The sequence below is a fragment of the Gordonibacter sp. RACS_AR68 genome (genome assembly GCF_030418485.1).
In the GTDB taxonomy this organism is placed as follows: Bacteria; Actinomycetota; Coriobacteriia; order Coriobacteriales; family Eggerthellaceae; genus Gordonibacter; species Gordonibacter urolithinfaciens.
Genome location: NZ_JAIPUP010000009.1, coordinates 1 through 22,753 on the forward strand (window position 1 = coordinate 1; position 22,753 = coordinate 22,753).

A 22,753-nucleotide genomic window follows, 5' to 3' on the forward strand; every position below is an offset into this window, starting at 1 on the left:
GGGAAACGGCGGGCGTAACGGACGGGGCGGAGGCCTCCGGATGCCTCGTGGAGCGCGTGCTGGGCGCCCGCGAGCGCTCGTCGGAGGCGAGCGCCCAGGCCGACGCCGCCGCGTTCGTGGCGGCCGCCACGGCGGCCCCGGCGGGCTCCGTGTTCGCGGTGGCGGGCAGCGAGGCCGTGGAAGACCGCTTCGGCACGGCGCCGGGCGCGCGCGTCGAGTTCGGGCGCGACCGCGTGGCCACGGAGGCGCTCGTGTTCTACGCGCCGCCCGCCGAGGCGGCCGTCGTCGTGGTGCCCGATCCCGCCGGCGGCGCCGAGCACCGCGTGGAGGTGCTGGAACCCGCTTCCGAGCAGTTCTCGTCCCGCCTGTTCAAGGTTGCCAAGGAGCGCCGCAAGTGGGCGCGCCGCGAAGGGATCTCGTGCTACCGCGTCTACGACGCCGACCTGCCCGACTACGCCGTGGCAATCGACGTGTACGTGGGCGCTGGCGAGGCCGAGGGCAACACGTACCTGCACATCGCCGAGTACGCCGCGCCCTCCTCGGTCGACCCTGCCCACGCGCGTCGGCGCTTCGACGACGTTCTGGCGTTGGCGCCCGTGGCGCTGGGCATCCGCCCGGACCATGTGTTCGCCAAGACGCGCCGGCGCGACAAGGGCGGCTCGCAGTACCGCGATGCCGGCCGGCGCAGCTACGTGACGCAGATCGACGAGGACGGCTACCTCATGGAGGTGGACCTGTCGGGCTACCTGGACACGGGCATCTTCCTGGACCACCGCGCCACGCGCGAGCTCGTAGGCGCGAAGGCGGCGGGCAAGCGCTTCCTCAACCTGTTCGCCTACACGGGCACGGCAACCGTGCATGCGGCCGGAGGCGGGGCGGTGGAGACGACGACGGTGGACCTCTCGCAGACCTACCTGGACTGGGCGCGGCGCAACATGGCCGGCAACGGCTTCTCGGGGCCCGAGCACTCCTTCGAGCGCGCCGACGTCATGGCCTGGATCACCGAGACGCGCCGCAAGCCCCTGCGCTACGACCTGATCTTCGTGGACCCGCCCACGTTCTCCAACTCGAAGGCCATGGGCAGTCGCACGTGGGACGTGCAGCGAGACCACGTGGAGCTGCTCATCGGCGTGACGCGCCTGCTCACCGAGGGCGGCGAGGCCGTGTTCTCGTGCAACCTGCGCACGTTCAGGCCCGATGTGGAGGCGCTGGCTAAGTACGGCGTGGCCCTGCAGGACATCACGGCGTCCACGATCCCCCATGACTTCGAGCGCAACCCCAAGATCCACCAGTGCTACCTTGTGAGGCGTGCCTAGCCCCCTCGCGAAAAAACCGCCCGTCGCGTCTGCGGCGGGCGGTTTTGCCTGATAGGACCTTCCTACTACGTTTTTTCCGATGCCCTCGCGCCCCTAATACGCGCTTTTTCCCGATTACACCCCCTCGCCCGGCTCCTAGAGTCCTCGGCAAGCCGCGGCCCGCAAGAGGGCCGCAGGACGAACCGAAGGAAAACGGGAGAAGGAGGGGTTTATGGAAGCACGAAGGCCGTCATCGGCGAGGAGCTGGATCGTCACGCTCGTGGGAATGCTGGCTGCAGTGGCCATCGCCATCAACATGTTCAAGGTGCCGCCCACCATGGGGCTGCTCATGGCCGACCTGGGGATCGGGCCGGCGCTGGGAGGCTGGCTCATGACGGTGCCCACCGTCACGGGTCTCGTGCTCGCGCTGCCGTCGGGCGGGCTCACCGACAGGTTCGGCCCGAAGAAGGTGGGCCTGTTCGCCATCCTCTCGGCGGCGGTGGGCAGCCTGATAGGGTCGTTCGCGCCGAATATCGAGCTCTTGCTGTTCAGCCGTTTCGTGGAGGGCCTGAGCTTCGCGCTGATCGGCGTGGCCGTGCCGGCTATCATCGCCATGTGGTTCCCGCCCGAGAAGAGCGGCGCGCCCATGGCCATCTGGTCGGGGTGGGTGCCCATCGGCATGCTCGCCATCTTCACGGGGGCCAACCTGTTCATCGCGGCCGACGACCCCGGCACGTGGACGAACGTGTGGTGGCTCTCCACGGCGCTGCTCGTGGCGGCCGCCGTGCTGTACCTGGTATTCGTGAAGGCGCCCGACGGCTACGCGGCGGAGGATGCGCCGAAGATATCGCTGGTCGCGGGCATGAAGTCGCCCTCCACGTGGCTGTTGGCCGTGGTGTTCGCCATGTTCGCGTTCATCATGTACGCCGTGTCCACGTTCGCGCCCACGTACTGCATGGAGGAGCTGGGCTACAGCCTGGAGGATTCCAACCTGTACTCGAGCCTTATCACGGTGGGCATGATCTTGGGCGTGGTGCTCATGACGCCCGTGCTCAACAAGGTGGTGAGGCTGAAGAGCCGCATCTGGCTGCTCGTGGCCAGCATGGTGCTCACGGCGCTCATCGCCATCCTGGCCTTTAACGTGCCGCCGCAGGCCACCGTGGCCGTCATGATCGTCACCGGCATCGTGCTGCAGCTCGTGCCGGCCGTCATCTGGCCCATCGCGCCGTCGGCTGCCGTGGCGCCCGTCTACATCGGCACGACGTTCGGCGTCATCGCGCTCGGCCGCTCCATCGGCGGGTTCGGCAACGCGTCCATCGGCACGCTCATCGAGACGTCCGGCTGGGGCGCGGCCATCATGCTGCTCGTGGGCATCGGCATCGTGGGCGTGGCGGCCTGCCTGGCGCTGCTCAAGTTCCTGAAGGACCCGGCCGAGGCGGCGGCGTCCGCCGACGCGCCCGCGGATCCGGCCGAGGCGGAAACCGCCAGTCGCTAGAAAGAACGAGAAGAACGAGGAAAGGAGAGGACTATGGAGGAGCGAGACTACCGGTTCGTGAAGCACGAGAATCCCTACACGTACCGGGACGGCGACCTGACGGTCACGCGCGGGAGCGCTTGGTCGGGACCGGGGTGCCACCTGGGCTGCGGCGTGCTGCTCTACACCAACGACGAGGGAGAGCTCGTGAAGGTGGAGGGCGATCCGGAGAACCCGTTCAACGAGGGGCGCCTGTGCGTGCGCTGCCTGGATTTGCCCGAGATGGTGAACAACCCGAAGCGCCTCACGCATCCGCTGCGCCGCGCGAAGGCCGACCGCGGCCGCGACCGCTGGGAGCGCATCGGCTGGGACGAGGCGCTCGACCTCATCGCCTGTGAGCTCAACAAGGTGAAGGAGGCCTACGGCCCCGAGTCCGTCATCTTCTCGTGCGGCACCGGGCGCGACATCGCGCCGTACATCACACGCCTGTGCTGGTCGTTCGGCTCGCCGAACTTCGTGAACATCTTCTCCGGCAACGCGTGCTACCTGCCGCGCGTGGCCGGCTGCATCGCCACGACGGGCGCGTTCTGGGTGGCCGACTGCGCCCAGCAGTTCCCCGACCGCTACGACAACCCCGCATGGCAGATGCCCGAGACCATGTTCGTGTGGGGCAACTACCCGCTCATCGCCAACTCGGACGGCTTCTTCGGCCACTGGGTGGTGGACCTCATGAAGCGCGGCATGAAGATCGTGATGATCGACCCCAAGGTCACGTGGCTCTCCGCCAAGGCCGAGGTGCACCTGCCGGTGCGCCCGGGCACCGACGCCGCGCTGGCGCTCGCCATGATGAACGTCATCATCAACGAGGACCTGTACGACCACGACTTCGTCGACCGCTGGTGCTACGGCTTCGAGGAGCTCTCCGAGCACGTGCAGCCGTTCACGCCCGAGTACGCCGAGACCACCACGTGGGTTCCGGCCGAGCGCATCCGCAAAGCCGCGCGCATCCTGGCGGCGAGCAGGCCCGCGACGCTGCAGTGGGGCGTGGCCGTGGACATGACGAAGGAGGCGCTGCCGGCCGGCCAGGCCATCATGGCGCTCTTCCAGGTGACGGGCAACGTGGAGGTGCCCGGCGGCATCATCGTGCCGCCCGAGATCCTGAACTACGGCGGCGGCTGGGGCTTCGAGCTTCTGGGCGACGAGCAGAACGAGAAGCGCCTCGGCCTGGACAAGTACTCGCTGTTCCGCCTGGGCTTCCAGGCGGCGCACCCGAACACCACCGTCGAGGCGATGAAGACGGGCAGGCCGTACCCCATCAAGGCCGCCTGGGTGCAGACGTCGAACTTCCTGGCCTGCATGTCGGCGAACTCCACCGAGGTGGCGGAGTGCTTCCGCAAGCTGGACTTCGTGGCGGGCGCCGACCTGTTCATGACGCCCACGATCATGGCGTTCTACGACGTGGTGCTGCCGGCGGCCATGTTCCCCGAGCGCGACGGCGTGCGCCTGGGCGACGGCGCGCAGCGCGCCGAGGCCATCAACAAGGTGTGCCAGGTGGGCGAGTGCAAGTCCGACATGGAGATGAACCTGGAGCTGGGCCGCCGCCTGGCCCCCGAGGCGTGGCCGTGGGAGAACGTCGAGGACATGTTCACCGAGATGATCGCCTCCTCCGGCATCACGTTCCCCGAGCTGCGCGAGGCGGCGCCGGTGTATTTGCCGTTCGAGTACGGCAAGCACGAGAAGGGCCTCCTGCGCCCCGACGGCAGCCCCGGCTTCTACACGGCCACGGGGCGCATCGAGCTGTGGTCGACGTACTACAAGAACGCCGGGCTCGACCCGCTGCCCGTGTTCGACGAGCCCGCGCCCGGCCCCCTGGCCACGCCCGAGCTCCTGGACGAGTACCCGCTCGTGCTGTGCACGGGCGCGCGCCGCTGGCCGTTCTTCCATTCGGAGCATCGCCAGGCCAAGCGCCTTCTGGCCATGCACCCCGACCCGTGGATCGAGATCCACCCCGAGACGTGCGCCGAGCTGGGCGTGGCGGACGGCGACTGGGTGTGGGTGGAGAACATGCTCGGGCGCGCGAAGCGCCGCGTGAAGGAGACGCCCATCTTCGACCCGCGCATCGTGGCGGCCGACCACGGCTGGTGGAACCCCGAGGGCGACCCCGAGAACCTCTACGACATCGGGGACCTGTGCATCAACAACCTCATACCCTGGGGCAACGGCAAGAGCGGCTTCGGCGGCAACTACAAGACGAACCTGTGCAAGGTGTACAAGATGAAGGAGGGCGAGTGACATGGCGGAATACGGGCTGCTGGTGGACTACGAGTGGTGCACGGGATGCCATTCGTGCGAGATGGCGTGCGCGGTTGAGAACGGGTTCCCGCAGGGCCAGTGCGGCGTGGTGGTGTGCGAGGTGGGGCCGTGGAGCTACGGGCCCGAGAACGACCGCTGGCAGGTGGGCTACCAGCCGGCGTTCACCGACCAGTGCGACCTGTGCGCCGCGCGCACGGCGGCGGGCGGCGTGCCCACGTGCGTGAAGCACTGCCAGGCGAAGTGCCTGGAGTACGGCCCGCTCGACGAGCTGGCGGGCAAGCTGGGCGCCAAGGCGAAGCAGGCGATCGTGGCGTTGCGCTGACGCGGCGCGGCGTTCAGGCCCCCTCTCCGCCCCGGCCCGCGCCCGATACGGCGCGCGTCGGGGCCCCGGGGCCCGGCGGGGAGGGTGGCCGTGGGGCGAGACGGCAAGGCGATGGAAACGGCGGAGGAGGCTGGCGATGCGGGATGGGGAGGAAGGCGGACCGGCCGTCGACGCGGCGACGGGGGCGACCGTGTGCGGCGCCTTGCAGGAGGCGGGGCGCCGCGTGCTCGGGGAGCAGGGGACCCCGCGGGCAACCCCTCCGGGAGCGACGTTGGAAGAACTGTTAGAATATGCTTGTGATCAGGTAAAACAATGAGGTAGCGACTCAGGTTAGCCCGTCGCTCGCACCCCGTGCCGCCTTGGGGGCACCCGGTGCGGCGGCCTTGCAGAAGGGGGTGCGAGGTGAAGGAGCGGAAACCGAAGGGGCGCGTCTCGCGCGCGCTGCACGGTCTTGCCGGCGGCCGGGGAGCGTCAACCGACTCGCTCGTGCACGAATGGCAGGTGCTTCCGACCGTCGCGGTGTCGTGCTACTGGATATGGCTGTACCTTGCCTACTCGCTCGACGTGTTCGTGGTCTCCTCGGACGCGTTCGTGCGCTTCGATATCTTGCAGAAGGGGTTCGGTTTCCTGGGGGCCGCGCTGTTCATGGTGGCGGTCTCGCTGCTGCGCACGGCGGCGTTCCTCGAGCGCACGCCGTTCCTGGCGCTTTTCTCGGCGGCATCCGGAACATCGATCGTCGTGGTGTCGGCGCTCGCGCGGGCCGGCGTGCCCGTGGCGCTCCCGGTGGTCCTCGCCGTATGGCTGCTCATGGGCGCCGGCACGGCGGCGGCCTTCCTGCGCCTCTTCGGCGGATTGCAAGATGCGGGGCAGGGGAGGTTCTGCGCCGTCAACGCGCTCGCGCTCTTCCTCTCGGGGTTCTTCTACCTGCTTCTGCTGGGCCTGCAGGACGGCATCCGGCTCGTGCTGACGGTATTCGTGGTGTGCATCGCCGCCTTCGCGCCGCTGCGCCAGCCCGAGGAGGTCCCGGACGCCGCACGCGCCCCCTCCGCGCGCGGGGACGTGCCGTCTCCGGATGCCGGCAACGCGGCCGTGGCGGCCCTCTTGAGCTTCCGCGGCGAGCTGTTCCTGCTGAGCGTGGTGTTCGGCCTTGCGTACTGCCTGGGCATATCGCTCAGCATCATGTCGAACAGCCTGGAGTTCATCTGGCTGTCGCTGTGCGTGCCCGGCATCTTCCTCGTACTGTACAGCGTGTTCCTGAAGGACCGCGTGTCCGTGCGCGTGCTCCTGACCCTCCTGTTCCCCATCGCGGCGTTCCTGCTGCTCCTGCTCCCGTTCAGCAACCCCTTCGGGCTCGTGCTGTGCTGCAGCCTGCTGGTCATGTGCTTCACCACCTACGACGTGCTCAACGTGGTGCGGCTGCGCGAGATCATCGCGGCCAACCGGCTGCCGGGGGCGAAGTCGTGGGCGACGGGGCGCTACCCGCAGCTTGCGGGCCTCGTGCTGGGATGGGCCGCGGGCTACGGCATGCTGATGACCGACGACGCGCTCAGGGTGCTGCTGCCGGCCGTGTGCGTGGGGCTGGTGGTGGCCATCGTGGCCATGCTCACGCGCTACGTGTGGAGGTACAGCGACGCGGCGGGCGGGGCCGCCCATGTGCCGGAGGAGACGGTGGGGCGCGTACACGACGCCATCGTGCTGCGCTACGGCCTGTCGCCGCGCGAGCGCGAGGTCATGGAGCTCTTGGTGCGCGGCTACAGCACCGATCGCATCGGCAAGGACCTGCACATCTCGTACCACACGGTCAAGACGCACGTGTACCACATCTACCAGAAGGTGGGCGTGCACGCCCAGCAGGAGCTCATCGACCTGGTGGAGGAGCGCTTGCGCCTCATGCGCTGAAAGCCTGCAGCAACGGCTACAGCAAGAGCTCGAGGCCCTCCCGGTCGAGCACTTCCAGCCGGCAGCCGTCCATGCGGAAGTAGCCCTGCTTCTCCATGCGCTTGGCCTCCTGGTTGAGCGACGGGCGGGAGACGCGCAGCTCGTTCGCCCAGATCGTCTGGGACGAGGGCAGCTCCACGAAGCCGTCCTGCGCGATGTCGTCCATCCACAGCACCCAGAAGGCTATGCGCTCCCGTATGGTCTGGTAGCGCAGGCAGCACAGAAGCATCTGGTTCTTCAGCCCCCGCTTCGACAAGTAGAGCATGAAGCGGTACAGCATCTGGCTGTCCGTCCTCAACATCAGCTCGAAGAACGACGTGTCCAGCCACATGACCATGGTCTTCCTCACGGCCAGCAGGTTGTAGGTATACACCTTCTCGCCGGTGAAGTAGAGCAGCTCGGGGAACACGTCGTCCTTCTCGAAGTACCCGTTGCACAGCTCGTGGCCGTCGACGGTGTAGCGTGCCGTTTTCAGGCACCCCTCGGTCACGATGCCGAACTCCCTGATGGGCGTCCCCTGCGCGTGGACCGTCTCGGCCGTCTTGTACGTTTGGCGCCGCAGGAGGTCGCCGTACACGGGATGCGCCAGGCAGGAGCTGGCGAACGAGGGCAGTCCTGCGGCGTCCCGCTCCAAGGAGCCCCAGCCCCCCGGCGAAGGGGGTGCGGGGGCGAAGGGCTTCCCAAGCTCGTTCCGGATCAACGTCAGACCCCTCTCGTTGGGCGGGCCGCCGGCAGCTTGCCGCCTTGCGGCGGGGACGGCGGCCTTGCGGCGGCCCGCGGGTGCGAGGCCGCCGCTTCGCATTCAGGCCTTCTTACGCGAGCGCGCGGTCCAGCAGCTCGCAGACGTCATCATAATCTCTTTCGCCGGCGAACCGCAACACCTCCTTGCCCTGGTTGAACACGGCCACCACCGGAATGCCGAGGGCCTGGCAGCCCTTCGCGATCTCGGGGCTCTTGTCCACGTCAACGTAGCGGATCCGGAACATGCCTTCGTACTCTTCGCCCAAGGCCTCCTCCAGCACGGGGTGGAGCGCCTTGCAGTGCACGCAGCGCTCGGCGCCGAACAGCACGAGCACCGGCTTCCCCTCGGCCTTCAGCACCTCGTCGTTCCAGGCGCCCATGGTATCGACGGGCACGAACACGTCGGTGTCCACGGAGAACACCTTCTCGCGCAGGCTCAGGTCGGCCTCGTCGTCCGTGGCCACGCAGAGGGCCACGTCCGGGTAGTAGGGCAGCGTGCCCTCCACGTCCACCACCGTCTTGGCGCCGAACGCGCCGGCGTTGGGCAGGCGCCACGTGGCGTTGTCGATGCGCTCCACGGGCACCTCCTGCGGCACCGGCTCCTGCGGCACGTAGCTGTAGGGGTAGCGGTAGGCGCGGTAGACCATGTTGTTGCGCGGCCCCTCGTCGTTGTGGCTGTAGTAGGGGCAGATCCATTCCCACACGATCTCGTGGTCGGGCGTGACCTCGATCAAGCGGCCGTCGCTGCCCTCGTCCACCAGCGTGTTGCCGTTCGGCAGGCGCTGGGCGCTCGACACGTAGGGGCTGTAGAACTTGCTCGCATCGGTGGGTATGGCGTGGCCCAGCTCCTTCGGCGTGAGCTTCCACACGATCTCGAGCGTGGTGGGGTCGAACTCGATGATGCGGCTGTAGTCGCGCAGGGCGTTCTTGGAGCCGTCGCGCGAGCCGGGGTTCGGCACGCCGTAGCCGCCCCAGCCGCCGTTGTCGAACACGAGCAGGTTGCCCTCGCCCGGCAGGCCCCTCGGTATCATGTGCAGGTGGTGCTGGCCGATGATCCAGCCGAGCTTCCTCAGCTCTGGGGTGGCGTTGAAGTCGGGGCCTATCTTCCACACGATCTTGCCCGTCTCCTTGTCGATGATGGCCAGGATGTTGGCCTCGCGCGAGTCGAAGATGATGTTGTCGGGCTTGAAGCGCAGGTCGCCCTGGTCGTGCCACTTGTTCGGTCCCAGGTAGCTCATGCAGTTCACATGCAGGTAGTCGCCCACGCCGCCGTCCGAGGTGCGCATGTTCGGGTCGCGGGCCAGCACGTTCTTCGCCGCCTCGTCGAAGCCCAGCTCGTCGAAGTGGTCGGTGATGGACCACTTCCACACGATGTTGCCCTCCCAGTCCACCTCGTACATGCAGTCGTCGAGCAGCTTCTTGTCGGAGACGTTGGGGTTGTGCAGCGTCTGGTGGGCGAGGATGAGCGTGTTGCCCTCGAGCGGCTTGGCGTCCATGCCCGGCACGTAGTAGCCCACGGGGTTGCCCTCGCGCTGGAAGTCGTGGTGCTGGCGCGCCATCCAGCGGTGGTCGCGGCCGGGGTCGTCGATGTTCTCGAAGCGGTCGAACTGCCACACGATGTTGCCGTCGTAGTCGATCTCCTGCAGGTTCACGCCGTCCTGCATGCCGTAGTCGGGATGCCGGGTGCCTGCATAGCCCATGACGTAGCCGCCCGGCAGCAGCTTCGGCGGCATGGCCTGCATGTTCCAGCGCCGCACCTCGTTGCCGTTCATGTCGAACAGCAGCACGCCGTCGTTGATGAGGGGCACGATGGTGTACCCGTTCCAGCACTTCTCGGGGTTGTAGATGGTGGTGCCGTGAGGGAATACGCTCGGTTGACCCATGGTTCGTTCCTCCGTTTTCGTCGCTTCTGGTTGCCTTGGTCGTTTTCATCGTTCGGTTCGTCCCGATCACCCCGAGGGGGCGTAAAGCCTGCCCGCGAGGCGATCGGCGCTCCTGCTGGTTGCCGGGCCTACACCTCCGTTCCCATCAGCTTGCCGCCGAAGTAGAAGGCGGTTGCGGGGGAGGCGTGCAGTCCCAGGCGGCCGTACAGCAGCGACTGCCGGGTGATGTCCTGGCGCTCGACGCGCCATTCGCCGCGCAGTTTCTCCTCCAGCGCGGACACCTGCTCTATCTGCTCGCTGTCGTAGGGGTCGTAGAAGACGAACGCCACCTTGCCCGCGTCGGGCGTGAGCAGGGAGTCGATCTGCTTCTTCTCCTTCACGTAGCGCTCGCTGGCCGTCGCCGCGATGGCGCCGTCGGCTGCCGCGGTGACCACCTGGCGCAGGAAGGTCTGCGTGCAGTCGCCCACGGCGTAGATGCCGGGCACGCTGGTCTCCTTCTTCTCGTTGACCGCGATGTAGCCCTTGTCGTCGCATTCCACCAGGTCGCGAATCAGCTCGGTCTGCGGTATCATGCCCACGAAGAAGAAGATGCCGTCCGTCTCCACCTCGTTCGACGTGCCCGTCACCACGTTCTTGATGACGAGCCCCTCCACCTCGTCGCGTCCTTTGATCTCCTCTAGGGTCGAGTTCCACACGAAGTCGATCTTCGGGTTGCGGAACGCCGTTGCGGCGGCCACCTCGTTGCAGTCGAGATGCCCCTCCTCGTGCAGCACGATCACCGTCACCTTCGACGCGAAGCCCGTGAGGTAGTCGGCCTCCTCGATGGCCTGGTCGCCTGCGCCCAGCACGTAGATCTCCTTGCCCTTGAACATCTCGGCGTCGCAGGTGGCGCAGTAGGCCACGCCGTGGCCGGCGAACTCCTGCTCGCCGGGTATGCCCAGCACGCGCGGTTTCGTGCCCAGGTCCAGCAGGACGCAGCGCGTCTCGAAGTCGCCGCGCCGCTTCGTCTGCACGAGGAAGTTCCCGTTGTCCAGCTGCTTGATGCCGGTGACCGTGGTGCGCTTGAGCTCGTTGGTGGGGAAGGCGAGCGCGTGGGCCTTGAACTTCTCCATGAGCCCGATCCCGGTGTCGCCGATCGTACCCGGGTAGTTGCGTATCTCGCGCGTCTCGTTGATGCGCCCGCCGTAGCTCCCCTTCTCGATGAGGAGCGCCTTGCGCTCGGCCCGCCCGGCGTAGACGGCGGCCGAAAGCCCTCCGGCACCCCCGCCCACGATGATCATGTCGTACGTCTCAGCCATTGTTCGCCACCAGGTCCTTCTTCTCGATTGCGGGTTTGCATGCCGTGGCCTTCCGTCCCCAGCCGAACACGACCCAGCCGAAGCAGACCGCGGCCAGCATCAGGGGATAGAAGCAACAGGTGAATATCGGGACGGGCGCCACGAGGGGCAGCGCCGGGTTGGCGCCGGCCAGGCCCGCCACGAGGGTGATGGAGCCCATGATGAAGATGGAGTTCACGGGCACGATGGCCGGGATGTTCGTGGCCATGGCGGTGAGCAGGATGCTCCGGCGGTTCGCCGAGATGCCCGACCTCTGGCCTATGTTCTCCACCACGTCCTTGAACATGATGACGGTGGGCAGCTCGGACCCCGAAAGCAGGCAGCAGATGACGCCGGTGCCCAGCGCGACGATGCCCTCGGCGCCCGCCGGCCTCTTGGCCATCTTGAGGCCCATGAGGAAGTCGCAGCACTTCTCCAAGATGCCGCCCTCGACGGCGATCTGGATCATGCCGAACAGGAGGATGCTGGCGAACACGAGGTTCACCGAGCTGGTCACGCCGTCCATGAACACGCCGTGCATCTGCTGCTTGGCGAAGTCGAAGGAGGCGAGCGCTGCGGGCTCCATGAGGCCGCTCGCAAGCCCGAGGACAACGCCTGCGAGGATGGCCCAGCTCACGCCCATGAGCAGGTTGCGGGTCTTTACGCAGATGGCCAGCAGAAGCGCGATGGGGACGAACATGAACAGGCCGCGGGCATCCGCCATGCCGGCCAGCTCCTGCGGCGAGACGGTTGCCGCGCCGGCGCCGCCGAGGAGGAAGAAAAGCGCTGCGGAGACGAGGGCGATGGCCACGAGGTAGGGCGACCGGGCCTTCATCACCTCCACGAGGTCGGCCGGCCTGCCCGTTCCCGGGTCGTGTTGCGAGTTGATGGTCACATGGATGACCTGGGAGCTGGGGGAGAGCGCGTCGCCGAAGAACACGCCGCTGATCATGGCTCCCACGAGCACGGTCGGGTCCGCCCCCAGCATGACGCCGGACGGGTAGAAGATGGGCACGAGCGCCAGCAAGGCGGGAAACGGGGCGCCCGATCCCGTGGCGAAGACGGCGCAGCCGACGAACACCAGAACGACGAAGGCCCCTCCCTGCAGCCCGCAGTTCAGGCCTATCCAGAGAAGGCCGCCGCCGATGTCGCCGGCGACGAGCACCTTGCCGAACACGGCGATGATGATGAAGATGAAGATGAGGTTCGCATTGCCGAACTGGGTGAGGCCGCGCACGCACGAGGCCCAGTACTCCAGCTTGTTCCGGCAAAGGAAGAATCCGGCAAGCAAGCCGATGACCGAGGCGAAGATGAGCGCCTCCATGCCGTAGTAGCGTATGCCGATGGAGATGATCGCTGCAATGATCATGTAGAGAAGGATCGGAAGAGCCGCGAATCCCTGCGTGCCGTAGAACTGCAAAGCGAACCGCTTGTCTTTGCCGTCAACCCGCTGATGAGCCAAGGCAAACACCGCCTTTCTATTCAATTGCTCGCTTCGGGGCCCCGTTCCTATGCCTCCTATTAAGCCATGCGCGCTCCGGCAAAGCCTGTTGGCGTGGCAACACTTTTCCTGCCTGCCATCGCGATTTCTCATGGCCGGCTGATGGCGAACGGCATGACAAGGAGGACGCATGGCGGTCGCCTTGTTCCGAGAGGCTGATAATCGGACACTCCTCGGCCGAGCGTCCATGTCGAAAAGGTTTCTGCCGAGCATAATGATGCTATCGAAGCTTCGAGCCAAAACCGAAAGCAGCAAAGGAGGAAATGATGATCTTCAAAGGGCCGGGTGGGTTCGGACGTGTTCTCAATATCGTGATGTGCATGGTCATGTGCGTTGTTCTGAGCGTGATTATTCTTTCAACCGTACAGGGCATTCCGGGTAATGAGTCTTTGCCAATCTTCACCCTGTTGGGCTTCGGCGTCTCGTTTCTCATGAGCTTCTGCGCGGGCTATGTGGTGGGCGACCTTTTCCCTGCGCTCTCCTGGGGGCGCAAGCTGTGCGCTGTCCTGCATATCGAGAACAAGGTCGTCACCCATATCGTGAGCAGCCTCGTCCTCGCCTTCACCCTCATCACCTTGGTGAGCGTCTCGTGCGTCTGGATGACGAACGCGCAATCCCTGGGCCTGGGTGCCTGTGTGGGGATCTGGATGATGGTGTACCCGCCGCTGCTGGGCGCGGGCTACCTCGTCATCTTGGTGACGCTGCCCTTGGCGATGAGGCTCGCCTCTGCGATAAGCGGGTTCGATCCGAGCGGGCCTTCCCCGCAGAAGCCGGCGGAAGGCGCCGTGGAGGGCGCGCTTTCTTGAGGTTGGCGAGGCCGAGAACACTGTTACGTGCGACTAGATGGGAGATGCTATGATGCCGATGGAAAGAGAGCGGTTCACCCTCGAAACCACCATCAAGGGCGAGAGGATCGAGAGGATTTACCAGAAGGAGCTGAGGCCCGTCACGTTCGAGGAGTGGGAGGTCCTGTCCGACGAGGAAAAGCAGCTGGCCAAGCCCTGCGCGTTCAACCAGCGCACGTACGAGGCGGCGCCCGGCATCGTGTGCGAGCAGGATGTGGCGGTCAAGATGCGCGACGGAATAACGCTCTACTGCGACGTCTTCAGGCCGCAGGACTCGGACGCGAAGGTGCCGGCGATCCTGGCCTGGTCGAATTACGGGAAGCGCCCGAACGATTTCCGCACGGGCGAGGACGTGGGCTACACGCCGGGCGTGCCGTTCGGGGCCGTCTCGCCCAGCGCGAAGTTCGAGGCGGCCGACCCGCTCTACTGGTGTCCCAACGGGTACGCGGTCGTCAACGTCGACCCCCGCGGCATCGGCTACTCGGAGGGCCTCCACGACCAGTTCTGCGAGGAGGAGGCCAGAGATGGCTACGACGTAGTCGAGTGGGCCGCGCAGCAGCCCTGGTGCAACGGGCGCGTGACCATGGCCGGCTCCTCCGCGCTGGCCATTACCCAGTGGCACATCGCCGCGCAGCAGCCGCCCCACCTCGCCTGCATCGCGCCGTGGGAGGGCATGAGCGACATGTACCGGGAGTCGCTCTACGAGGGGGGCATACCCTGCGTCCGCTTCACCAGCTTCGCCACCGCGGGCGCCTGCGGACTCAAGGGCATCGACGACCAGGCGGCCATGGCCCTGCGCTACCCCCTGATGAACGCCTACTGGGAGAACAAGATCCCCGATTTCGGCAAGGTCACCGTGCCCGCCTACGTGGCGGCCGGGTGGAACCATTTCCACCTCCGCGGCTCTATCAACGGGTACCGCAAGATTTCCTCGGAGAAGAAGTGGCTCCGGGTGCACCGCGAGTTCGAGTGGCCCGATTTCTACACGCGTCAGAATATGGAGGAGCTCAAGGCGTTCTTCGACCGCTACTGCAAGGACGTCCACAACGGGTGGGAGCTCACCCCGAAGGTGCGCATCGACGTGATGGACGCCTACGACGAGGACTATGTAACGAGGCGTCCGGAGCGCGAGTTTCCCCTGGCGAGGACCGAGTACCGGAAGCTCTACCTGAACGCCGGGGCCATGAGCCTTGAAGAGGAGGGCCCGGCCGCGCCCGCCTCCGTCTCCTATGACGGCGACGAGGGCAACGCGGAGTTCGACTACCGGTTCGAGGAGGACACCGAGCTCACGGGGTATATGAAGCTCCACGCCTTCGTCGAGGCGGACGGGCACGATGACATGGACCTGTTCGTCACCGTGAAGAAGATCCACGAGAACGGGACCGAGATTCCGGTGACGGTATTCGACGGCACGGCGCCCCATCCGGGCGCCTGGGGAAAGATGCGGGTCTCGCACCGCGAGTTGGACGAGGTGCTCTCGAGCGACTTCCAGCCCGTGCAGGCGCACCGCAGGGAGCTGAAGCTCTCCGCCGGCGAGATCGTCCCCATAGACGTGGAGATCAACCCCACGAGCCGCCTGTGGCGCAAAGGCGAGATCCTCCGCGTGCAGGTTGCGGGGCGCTACCTCCGCGACGAGCATTGGATCGAGCCCCTCATGTGGGAGACGGACAACCGGGGGAGCCATATCATCCATACGGGCGGCGAATACGAGTCCTACTTGCAGGTGCCCGTCATAGGGCCGCGCTACGACCGTTCTAAGCCGTTCGTCGTGGACGAGGGGAGGCACCCGGGCCATCCTATCTTCTAGCCAGGGCCCGCGGCAAGCTATAAGGCGAGGCGGCGGCGCCTGCCTTTGCAGGGAGGCGCCGCCTGATCTAGAATCGGGGAACGATCGCGGGGCAGGGAAGGCGGTGCGGATATGGATTCGGGCTCGAGGGCCTCGGCGGCGAGGCGGGCTGTCGTCGAGACGTACATCGACCTCATGGAGGAGAAGCCCTACGACTCCATCCGGGTGAAGGAGCTGGTCGAGCGGTCAAACGTTGCCAGGTCGACCTTCTACGTGCATTTCCGGGACACCATCGACGTGCTGGAGGGCATAGAGGGCACGCTCCTCGGCCTGTTGAGCCTCTACCGGTCCGACGGGGACGCCTACAAGGGCGACATAGCGGGCATGCCGTTCGAGTGCATGGAGAACTGGTTCGAGGTCTGCATCGAGCACGAGCGGGTCTTGAGGGCGCTGATCGGCCCCCACGGCGACCCGTACTTCACCGTACGCCTGCAGAACCAGATTAGGCAGGAGCTCAACCAGATGATGGACGACGACCGCGCCCCGCGCGACAGGCTGCGACCCTACTACGTCGAGCTGCTCACCGCGTCCTACATCGGGCTCATGAGCTACATCGTCAAGGAGAAGAACAAGAGCGAGTACCTGGAGGCGCACGAGCTGGCGAGCATCGCGAACTCGACGCGCGCCGCCTACTACAAGCTGAGCGACAAGGCTCCGCGGCTCTCTGAAGAGCGCCTGTTCGGAGCTAAAGCGCCGGCAGGGGAGGACGGAGGCGACGATCGTCCGGAAACGGCCCGATAGGCGGAGCCGTTTCCGGACGCGGCGCTAGCCCAGACCGGCTGTGGAGAAGTAGCCGGCGACAGCTACGAGTGCGATGCCGGCAGCGCCTACGAGCACGTCTCTTGCCGAGGGGGACGGCGGGGTCTGCTCGGGCCGCTCAGGTGCGGGCTCGGCTGGCGCTTCGGCTGCTTCGATCGCCTTTGCCGTGGCGGTGCTCGTCCGGCGGGCGGCGGCTTTCTGGGCGGGGGTCATTTTCTTCTTGCGGCCCATGGCTGAATCTCCTTTCTCGGCCACGGCGCGGCGGATCTACGCCGCTAGCCCTTCTTCGCTGGCACGGGGTCCCGCTCGGCCTCCCATTGCTCGAGTATCACGCTGCCGCGGTACTTGTACACGCCGTAGATGCCGGCGAAGTCGTAGCCGGCGCAGGAGAACGTGCCGCCGATCGACGTGACGAACTCGGCCGCCTCCACGTTGAACGCGCCACGTTCGAACACGTAGAGGTTCGCGATGCTGTCGCGGCTGCCGGTAGGGGCCAGGAACAGGCCCGTGCCGAACTGCACCGGCAGCCCGTCGCCCTTGAGGCGCAGGTTCTCCACGGCCAGGACGGGTTCGAAGCGGCCGATCCAGCTCTTGCGTTTGAGCGCCGCCCACTCCGCCCATACCGACGTGCCCTTCTGGGCGTCGTCGGCGTAGATGGCGTTGAAAAAGTCCTGGTAGGATGCCGAGCCTTCCAGGTACGGCGCGTAGTCGGGCGATACGTCCGGGCCTGCCGACACGTACAGCAGCAGGCGTTCCAGTGCGGGGCGCGAGGCGAGCGGTGCCTTCTCGATGCCCTCTTCAAGCTTTTGGTAGTCCACAGCCGGTCTCCTTTTCAACCGAGGTTCTCCCCAAGATGCCGGCCGTCGCTCGGGGCTGCCGGCATCTTGGGGAGAGCTGGGACGGCTCGGCGGCCGTCCCAGCTCAAGGCGCTACGCGCAGGGCGGCACCCACAGGTACTGCTGCGGCTTGGCGTCCAAGCGCTTCGCGAGCTCGTCCACCGGGCCGAACTCCATGCACTTGGCCTGGCAGTGGAACACGCAGGAGGGGATCTTGCCCTTCTCCCGGCGGTCGGCGCACAGATCGCAGATCTTCGTGAACGCGGGGATGAAGTCGTAGACGTAATTATCCGTCTCGTTGCCCTCGGCGTCCTTCACCGGCCATGGGCCGTTCTGCATGACCTTCACGCCCCACTGCTCGAGCGGCAGCTCGTGCTCGGCCTGGCAGGCCACCTCGCACGAGTAGCACCCCGTGCAGTACTGGTAGTCGACGAGAATTCCGTTCATGGCCATTACAGTTCCTCCTCCTTGCAGCGGTACACCTTGCAGAGCGTGCACTTCAGATCGGCGCCGAAGCCGGTGGTGCCGGGCTTGTTGGCGAGCAGCTGGTTGATGTTGGACTGGCGGAAGCCGTACAGGTTCGGCTCGGCGCCGTCCTGCTCGGGGAACCACCAGCCGTGCTGCGCGGCGATCTCCTTCTCGTGCACCTCGAAGGTGAGGCGGGCGCGCTGGCGGCAGCGGCCGCGGTGGTTCTCGATCCACACCCAGTCGCCCTCGGAGATGTTGAGGTCTTTCGCCGTGCGCGGGTGGATCTGCACCCACGGGTCGGGCGTGAGCTGGCGCAGGTAGGGGATCTGGCGGTGCTCCGAGTGGAAGAACGACGTGGTGCGTGCGCCCGTGATCATGATGAGCGGGTACTCCTCGTACAGGTCGGGCGTGGTGACGGGCCCGATGCCCGGCTCCTCGATGTAGGGCAGCGGGTCGTAGCCGAACTTCTCGAACAGCGTGGAGTAGAACTCGATGCGGCCCGTGGGGGTGTTGAAGCCGGGCTGGCCGTCGGGGCGCATGAGGCCCTTCTCGTACTTCTTGTACACGTACTTCTGGTAGACCGGGCCGTGCTCCATGAGCTCGTGGAACGTGAAGCCGGAGGGGCTCACGATCTCGTCGTACACCTCGTCCTCGGTCGCCCACGGCCAGGTGTGCTGCTTGCCCTCGGGGCGGCCGATGGCCTGGTTGAACTCGTCGTCGTTGTCGAAGTACTGGGCAAGCTCGCGGTTGATCTCGCAGTCCGACTTCGCCTCGCCCTCGGCCGCGCAGCCGCCCGTGATAGCGGACAGGAAGTAGTAGTGGGCGCGTACGGAGTGCTTCTCGGCCCACGTCTGCACCGGCATGACGATGTCGGCGCACGACTGGATGGTAGGCGTCATGAAGATGTCCACGGCGGCGATGAACTCCGGCTTCTTCATGGCCTGGTACCAGCGCTCGGTCTCGCAGCTCATGCAGGCAATGCCGTTGGATGTCTGGATCCACACGCCCTTGACCTTGCCCTCCTCCATATACTCCAGGCACATGTCGGGCATGGCCTGGGTGAGGCCGTAGCGGTACATGGGGAATTCTTTCCAGCCCACGCGCTTCTTCTGCATCTCCTCGTTGATGAGGTCGTAGATGCCCCATGCGCCGGCGGACGGCTGGTCGACGCCCATGGGGGAGGCGGTGTAGCACATGCCGCCCGGCACGTCGAGGTTGCCGGTGATGGTCCACAGCGCGGCGATGGCGGCGGCGCAGGGCGTGCCCTGGCTCTGCATGTCCACGGCGAGGCCCCACACGACGTTGGCCGGCTTGGACGTGGCGAACAGGCGCGCAGCGGCGATGATCTTCTCCTTGGGGACCCACGTCATGGCCTCCACCTGGTCCAGCGACAGCTCGCGGGCGCGCTCGGCCAGCTCGTCGAAGCCGTAGGTCCAGCGCTCCACGAAGTCATGGTCGTAGAGGTCCTCGTCGATGATGACCTTGATCATGCCGAGAGCGAGGCCCGTGTCGGTGCCGGGGCGCAGCTGCAGATGGATGTCGGCGTGCGCGGCGAGCCAGGTGACGCGCGGCTCGACGGAGATGAGCTTGCAGCCGAGCTTCATGGCGTCGGTGACCCAGTGTCCCATGAAGAAGTCGGGGTTGGAGATGGTGGGGTTGCAGCCCCAAACGATGGTGCACTCGGGGCACACCCACTCGGGGTCGTCGTAGCGCAGCGCCGAGAACTGCGAGAAGTCGGCGATGAGCATGCCGCCGTAGGTCATGATCATGAGCGACAGGCGGGGCAGGTAGCAGGCGGTGCCGGACAGGAAGCCGTACTCGTTGGGGCTGCCGAACGTGTTCGCCATGCGGCCGACCTGCCACTGGTTGTCGCGTGCGGTGCCGCGCAGGCAGTGGATGGAGTCGCCGCCGTAGGTCATGGAGATGCGACGGAATTCCTTGTAGCAGGTTTCCAGCGCCTCGTCCCACGTGATGCGCTCCCACTGGCCGCTCCCGCGCTCGCCGGCACGCTTCATGGGGTGCAGGATGCGGTCGGGGTGGAACTCCACCTGCTTGAAGGCCAGGCACCTCGGGCACAGCGCGCCGCGGTTGTACGGGTCGTCCGGGTCGCCCTCGCACTTGATGAACTTGCCGGTCTCCTTGTCGGAGTACACCAGCACGCCACAGCCCTCGTGGCAGCCCGGCGCGCTCCACACCGAGGTGCGGGTGACCACCATGCCGTCCTCCTCGTACTGGAAGGGCTTCGGATGCTTCCAGCGAGGATCCACTTCCTGCCTCTTGCCGGCGCCGAAGTTGAACTGGTTCTCCTCCTTGGACGTGCCGATCTCGTCGCGGTCCTTCTCCGCGACAGCGTTCTCTACCATCGCAACTCCTCTCGGTCTCCGGGCCTGTCGGGTGTCCGCCCCAATCGGCCCTCCCCTCTGGGGTTGCCAGCGAGTAAAGCACGCGATAGGTATGAGCCTATCGCGTGATGAGTATGCAGATTGGGAATCAGTACGTTGGTATGACGCGATGAACAGGGACGATGGAAAAGGGGTAGGCGAGGCTCCTTGGTATGAAGACGAGGTTCCTTGACGTACGTAATTGCGTACGCTACTATAGAGCAAAAGAAACGAGGTAAGGAGACAGGCCATGACTTCGATCACTGCAACGGCTTTGCGGCAGAATATCTACCAGACCATCGCCCAGGTGAACGAGAACTGCACGCCCATCGCCATCACGAACAGCAAGGGGAAGGGGGCAGTGCTTATCGGCGAATCCGATTGGGCGGCTATCGAGGAAACGCTTTTCCTCAACGGCATTCCCGGCATGAGCGAATCGCTGCGGGCCGGCATGGCGGAAAAACCCGAGGACTGCCTTTCTGAAGACCGACTTGAGTGGTAGTTATGTATGCAGTGAAGTTCACGAAGCAGGCTGCAAAGGATGCAAAGAAGCTTAAAGCCGCTGGTCTCGACAAGAAGGCGAAAGCACTTGTCGAGGTGCTTAAGAATGATCCCTTTCAAGAGGCTCCTGCCTACGAAACGCTTGTGGGGAACCTCTCGGGCCTCTATTCGCGGCGCATCAACCTGCAGCATCGGCTCGTTTATCAGGTATATGCAGAGCCCTTTGCCGAGGGTGGCGAGGAATTCGATGGCACGGTCAAAGTCGTGCGCATGTGGACCCATTACGAGGGACTCTAGCCTTCCGGCGCATTGCCGCTTTCCCGCGCCGTCCCGCTAGTCCTCCACCGGGAACTCCTCCACGAAGTCCATGAGCTTCTGCTGGGAGTGGATGTCGAGCTTGCGGTAGATGCTGTAGATGTGGCTCTTCACCGTGTGGGGCGATATGGTGAGCTTGCCCTGGATGTAGGCGGCGTTGCGCCCCTTCGCCAGGAACTTCAAGATATCGGTCTCGCGCGGGGAGAGCTGGTAGAGCTCGGCCACGGCGGCGCAGCGGCGCTCGAAGAGCTCCTTCTCGCTAAGGTTGGACGGCACGGGAGCGGCGGGTTCGCGGGCGCCGATCGTCCCGCCGTCTGGCGCATGGTGCTCTTTCGAGGGGAAGAACAGCATGACCACCGCAACGAGCACGAACGCCATGCATAGGCGCACGATCATGAACGCGTCGGAATGGGCACCGTAGGCCATGGTCATGCCCGTGGCCACGCCCCAGCCCACGAGGAAGCCCAGCGCGCTGAACACGAGGCGCGCTGGCGCCTGGCGGAACACCGGCGTGTCCCAGCGTTCGACGCTCTTCTTCACGATGAACGCGTAGTTCACCGATACGAACGCCGCCCACGACGCCACGACCAGGCACGAGCATGCCAGCTGGATGGCCTCGGTGGCGAAGGGCATGGAGAGGCATGCCAGCACGGTGATGCACAGCAACACGCGCTGGATGACGGTGATGCCCACGGCTTTGCCCGAAAGCGCGAGCACGGCGATCAAGCCGGCACCGGGTATCACGAACAGAAGGCCCACGAGCACGTCTTGCTGGCCTGAGTTGAACAGGTACACGAACGTCAGGCCGAACACGATGCCGAACGCCACGAGCGAGGGTTCTATCTCCCAGGTGAACTCCCAGGTGTTCTTGCACGAGCCGGCGGGGGGCGCATCGGCGTTGCCTTCGGCTCGCTCGCCGGCGAAACGGAGGAGGCCGACGCTAAGCAGCGCATAGACGATGCAGAACACGGGCTGTACGGCCTCGGGAACGATGGCGGCGAGGACGAACAGCGCCCCGCCGCCCACGAGCGACAGGCTCGTGAAGCGAGGAAAGCTCTTCACCCTGATACGGCTGCTCGCATCGAGCCAGCTCACCGTCAGCGATGCGCCGCCCAGGCCCGCGCAAAGGTTCACGACGCACAGCACTGGGGAGGGTACGTCCACGCCGAGGCCCAGAAACAGGGCGGCGATGGGCAAGAGCAGCGCCAGCGCAGCATCGGTCGCAAGCGCGGACAGCCTGAACGGATCGAACCGGGAGTTCTTGGCAAGAAGGTGCAGGGACAAATATCCCAGTGCCAGACCTGCGAAAACGAATAACTGGATGGCGTCGCGCTCGGCTACGGGGGTGTCCTGGATGAACTCGGCGAAAAGCCAATAGTACGATACGAGCATCCACCCGAAAAAGCAGGAGAACCCGCCGATCCCCAGCAGCTCCATGGCGCCGATGCGGCGCATGTCCACGGTCTTGCCGTCGTCCATCTGATTCCCCCCGCAGTGCCCGGCTTGAACGTCGTTGGAGAAACTGAGCACGATCGGCGCGGCCTGCCGGACACCGATTCAGGACGCGGACCCCAACATCTCCGGAACCTCAGTATACATCAAAAGGAGAGCGAGAGGGCCGTTCCGGCGCAGGCGGAGAGCCGCTCCCTATAGTTTGCCGACGGTCGGAAGCAGGGCAAGCTCCATCAGATGCGCATGCGTGCCCGTCGGCACAGGGAGCCGTCCGCCGCCCTCAGGCTACCCCCGGCGGCTTGATCCCGCGTTCGCGAACGACGCTGTCCACCGACGACATGCCCAGCTCGCGGCATGCGCTGGCAACGCCGGGGGTGGCGCCGGTGACGGCGTCGGCATCGCAGGTGCCCGGAGGCGGGCAGGGGGGAGGCGCCGCCGGAGCGCCTCCGTGCTGGCCGGGGTCGAGGGCGGCCGCCGCATCGGCCAGGCTCGTGGCGCCCGTGACGGCGTCGGGCTGTTCCCCCGGTTGGTCGTTCATGCGCTTCTCGTACATGGTTTCCTTCTCTA

Annotated in this window: 20 protein-coding genes; 10 read left to right on the forward strand and 10 right to left on the reverse strand. The window is 66.0% G+C overall.

Annotated elements, in window-relative coordinates; all coding sequences use genetic code 11:
* The 5 genes from K9U15_RS13855 to K9U15_RS13875 form a co-directional block, all read left to right on the forward strand.
* Positions 1 to 1,316, forward strand: a 1,316-nt coding sequence (locus K9U15_RS13855; RefSeq protein ID WP_301156393.1) for a class I SAM-dependent methyltransferase, incomplete at its 5' end; no start/stop codon positions are given.
* Between the two features lie 211 nt (positions 1,317 to 1,527).
* Positions 1,528 to 2,790, forward strand: a complete 1,263-nt coding sequence (locus K9U15_RS13860) for a CynX/NimT family MFS transporter (RefSeq protein WP_096228347.1) — start codon at positions 1,528 to 1,530, stop codon at positions 2,788 to 2,790.
* A 33-nt stretch (positions 2,791 to 2,823) separates the two neighbouring features.
* Positions 2,824 to 5,061: a molybdopterin-dependent oxidoreductase gene (locus K9U15_RS13865; RefSeq protein WP_123674249.1), complete on the forward strand. Its 2,238-nt coding sequence runs from the start codon at positions 2,824 to 2,826 to the stop codon at positions 5,059 to 5,061.
* A gap of 1 nt (position 5,062) precedes the next feature.
* Positions 5,063 to 5,404, forward strand: a complete 342-nt coding sequence (locus K9U15_RS13870) for an oxidoreductase (RefSeq protein ID WP_123674248.1) — start codon at positions 5,063 to 5,065, stop codon at positions 5,402 to 5,404.
* Positions 5,405 to 5,806: 402 nt separating this feature from the next.
* Positions 5,807 to 7,303: a helix-turn-helix transcriptional regulator gene (locus K9U15_RS13875; protein ID WP_123674247.1), complete on the forward strand. Its 1,497-nt coding sequence runs from the start codon at positions 5,807 to 5,809 to the stop codon at positions 7,301 to 7,303.
* 16 nt (positions 7,304 to 7,319) lie between these two features.
* Here the strand turns inward: K9U15_RS13875 and K9U15_RS13880 are convergent, their stop codons facing one another.
* From K9U15_RS13880 to K9U15_RS13895, 4 genes are all read right to left on the reverse strand, one after another.
* Entirely contained in the window at positions 7,320 to 7,976 is a 657-nt protein-coding gene (locus K9U15_RS13880) for a Crp/Fnr family transcriptional regulator (protein ID WP_123674246.1), read from the reverse strand.
* Between the two features lie 178 nt (positions 7,977 to 8,154).
* Complete coding sequence (locus K9U15_RS13885; protein ID WP_301156394.1) at positions 8,155 to 9,966, reverse strand: aryl-sulfate sulfotransferase; 1,812 nt, start codon at positions 9,964 to 9,966, stop codon at positions 8,155 to 8,157.
* Between the two features lie 128 nt (positions 9,967 to 10,094).
* The gene (locus tag K9U15_RS13890) at positions 10,095 to 11,264 is read right to left on the reverse strand and encodes an NAD(P)/FAD-dependent oxidoreductase (RefSeq protein WP_087190602.1); all 1,170 of its coding nucleotides are present in this window, start codon (positions 11,262 to 11,264) and stop codon (positions 10,095 to 10,097) included.
* Positions 11,257 to 12,744, reverse strand: a complete 1,488-nt coding sequence (locus K9U15_RS13895) for a hypothetical protein (RefSeq protein ID WP_096228353.1) — start codon at positions 12,742 to 12,744, stop codon at positions 11,257 to 11,259. The genes K9U15_RS13890 and K9U15_RS13895 overlap by 8 nt, the downstream gene beginning before the upstream one ends.
* A 302-nt stretch (positions 12,745 to 13,046) precedes the next feature.
* Between K9U15_RS13895 and K9U15_RS13900 the strand changes: the two genes are divergently transcribed.
* From K9U15_RS13900 to K9U15_RS13910, 3 genes are all read left to right on the forward strand, one after another.
* Entirely contained in the window at positions 13,047 to 13,589 is a 543-nt protein-coding gene (locus K9U15_RS13900) for a hypothetical protein (protein WP_096228354.1), read from the forward strand.
* Between the two features lie 49 nt (positions 13,590 to 13,638).
* Positions 13,639 to 15,435 (forward strand): CocE/NonD family hydrolase, encoded by a 1,797-nt coding sequence (locus tag K9U15_RS13905; RefSeq protein WP_301156395.1) that lies wholly within the window; start codon positions 13,639 to 13,641, stop codon positions 15,433 to 15,435.
* A gap of 111 nt (positions 15,436 to 15,546) precedes the next feature.
* Positions 15,547 to 16,215, forward strand: coding sequence for a TetR/AcrR family transcriptional regulator (locus tag K9U15_RS13910; RefSeq protein WP_123674243.1), 669 nt, complete (start codon positions 15,547 to 15,549; stop codon positions 16,213 to 16,215).
* A 24-nt stretch (positions 16,216 to 16,239) separates the two neighbouring features.
* On the opposite strand, the gene K9U15_RS13915 is transcribed toward K9U15_RS13910, so the two are convergent.
* The 4 genes from K9U15_RS13915 to K9U15_RS13930 form a co-directional block, all read right to left on the reverse strand.
* Positions 16,240 to 16,464: a hypothetical protein gene (locus K9U15_RS13915; RefSeq protein WP_096228356.1), complete on the reverse strand. Its 225-nt coding sequence runs from the start codon at positions 16,462 to 16,464 to the stop codon at positions 16,240 to 16,242.
* A 44-nt stretch (positions 16,465 to 16,508) separates the two neighbouring features.
* The gene (locus tag K9U15_RS13920) at positions 16,509 to 17,051 is read right to left on the reverse strand and encodes a hypothetical protein (RefSeq protein ID WP_096228357.1); all 543 of its coding nucleotides are present in this window, start codon (positions 17,049 to 17,051) and stop codon (positions 16,509 to 16,511) included.
* Positions 17,052 to 17,162: 111 nt separating this feature from the next.
* Positions 17,163 to 17,522 carry a 4Fe-4S dicluster domain-containing protein gene (locus K9U15_RS13925; RefSeq protein ID WP_301156399.1) on the reverse strand — a complete coding sequence of 120 codons (360 nt, stop codon included), beginning with the start codon at positions 17,520 to 17,522 and terminating at the stop codon, positions 17,163 to 17,165.
* The gene (locus tag K9U15_RS13930) at positions 17,522 to 19,900 is read right to left on the reverse strand and encodes a molybdopterin-dependent oxidoreductase (RefSeq protein ID WP_161959474.1); all 2,379 of its coding nucleotides are present in this window, start codon (positions 19,898 to 19,900) and stop codon (positions 17,522 to 17,524) included. Before K9U15_RS13930 ends, K9U15_RS13925 begins: the two co-directional genes overlap by 1 nt.
* 268 nt (positions 19,901 to 20,168) lie before the next feature.
* Here K9U15_RS13930 and K9U15_RS13935 point away from each other — a divergent pair, with 268 nt between their 5' ends.
* Both K9U15_RS13935 and K9U15_RS13940 read left to right on the forward strand, forming a co-directional pair.
* Positions 20,169 to 20,420 (forward strand): type II toxin-antitoxin system Phd/YefM family antitoxin, encoded by a 252-nt coding sequence (locus K9U15_RS13935; RefSeq protein WP_087190612.1) that lies wholly within the window; start codon positions 20,169 to 20,171, stop codon positions 20,418 to 20,420.
* Positions 20,421 to 20,422: 2 nt separating this feature from the next.
* A complete protein-coding gene (locus K9U15_RS13940; RefSeq protein WP_087190613.1) occupies positions 20,423 to 20,716 on the forward strand; it encodes a Txe/YoeB family addiction module toxin in 294 nt (97 codons plus the stop codon).
* A gap of 36 nt (positions 20,717 to 20,752) precedes the next feature.
* On the opposite strand, the gene K9U15_RS13945 is transcribed toward K9U15_RS13940, so the two are convergent.
* Both K9U15_RS13945 and K9U15_RS13950 read right to left on the reverse strand, forming a co-directional pair.
* Complete coding sequence (locus K9U15_RS13945) at positions 20,753 to 22,213, reverse strand: helix-turn-helix transcriptional regulator (RefSeq protein WP_096228360.1); 1,461 nt, start codon at positions 22,211 to 22,213, stop codon at positions 20,753 to 20,755.
* Between the two features lie 253 nt (positions 22,214 to 22,466).
* Positions 22,467 to 22,739 (reverse strand): hypothetical protein, encoded by a 273-nt coding sequence (locus K9U15_RS13950; protein ID WP_087190615.1) that lies wholly within the window; start codon positions 22,737 to 22,739, stop codon positions 22,467 to 22,469.
* Positions 22,740 to 22,753 lie beyond the last annotated feature (14 nt).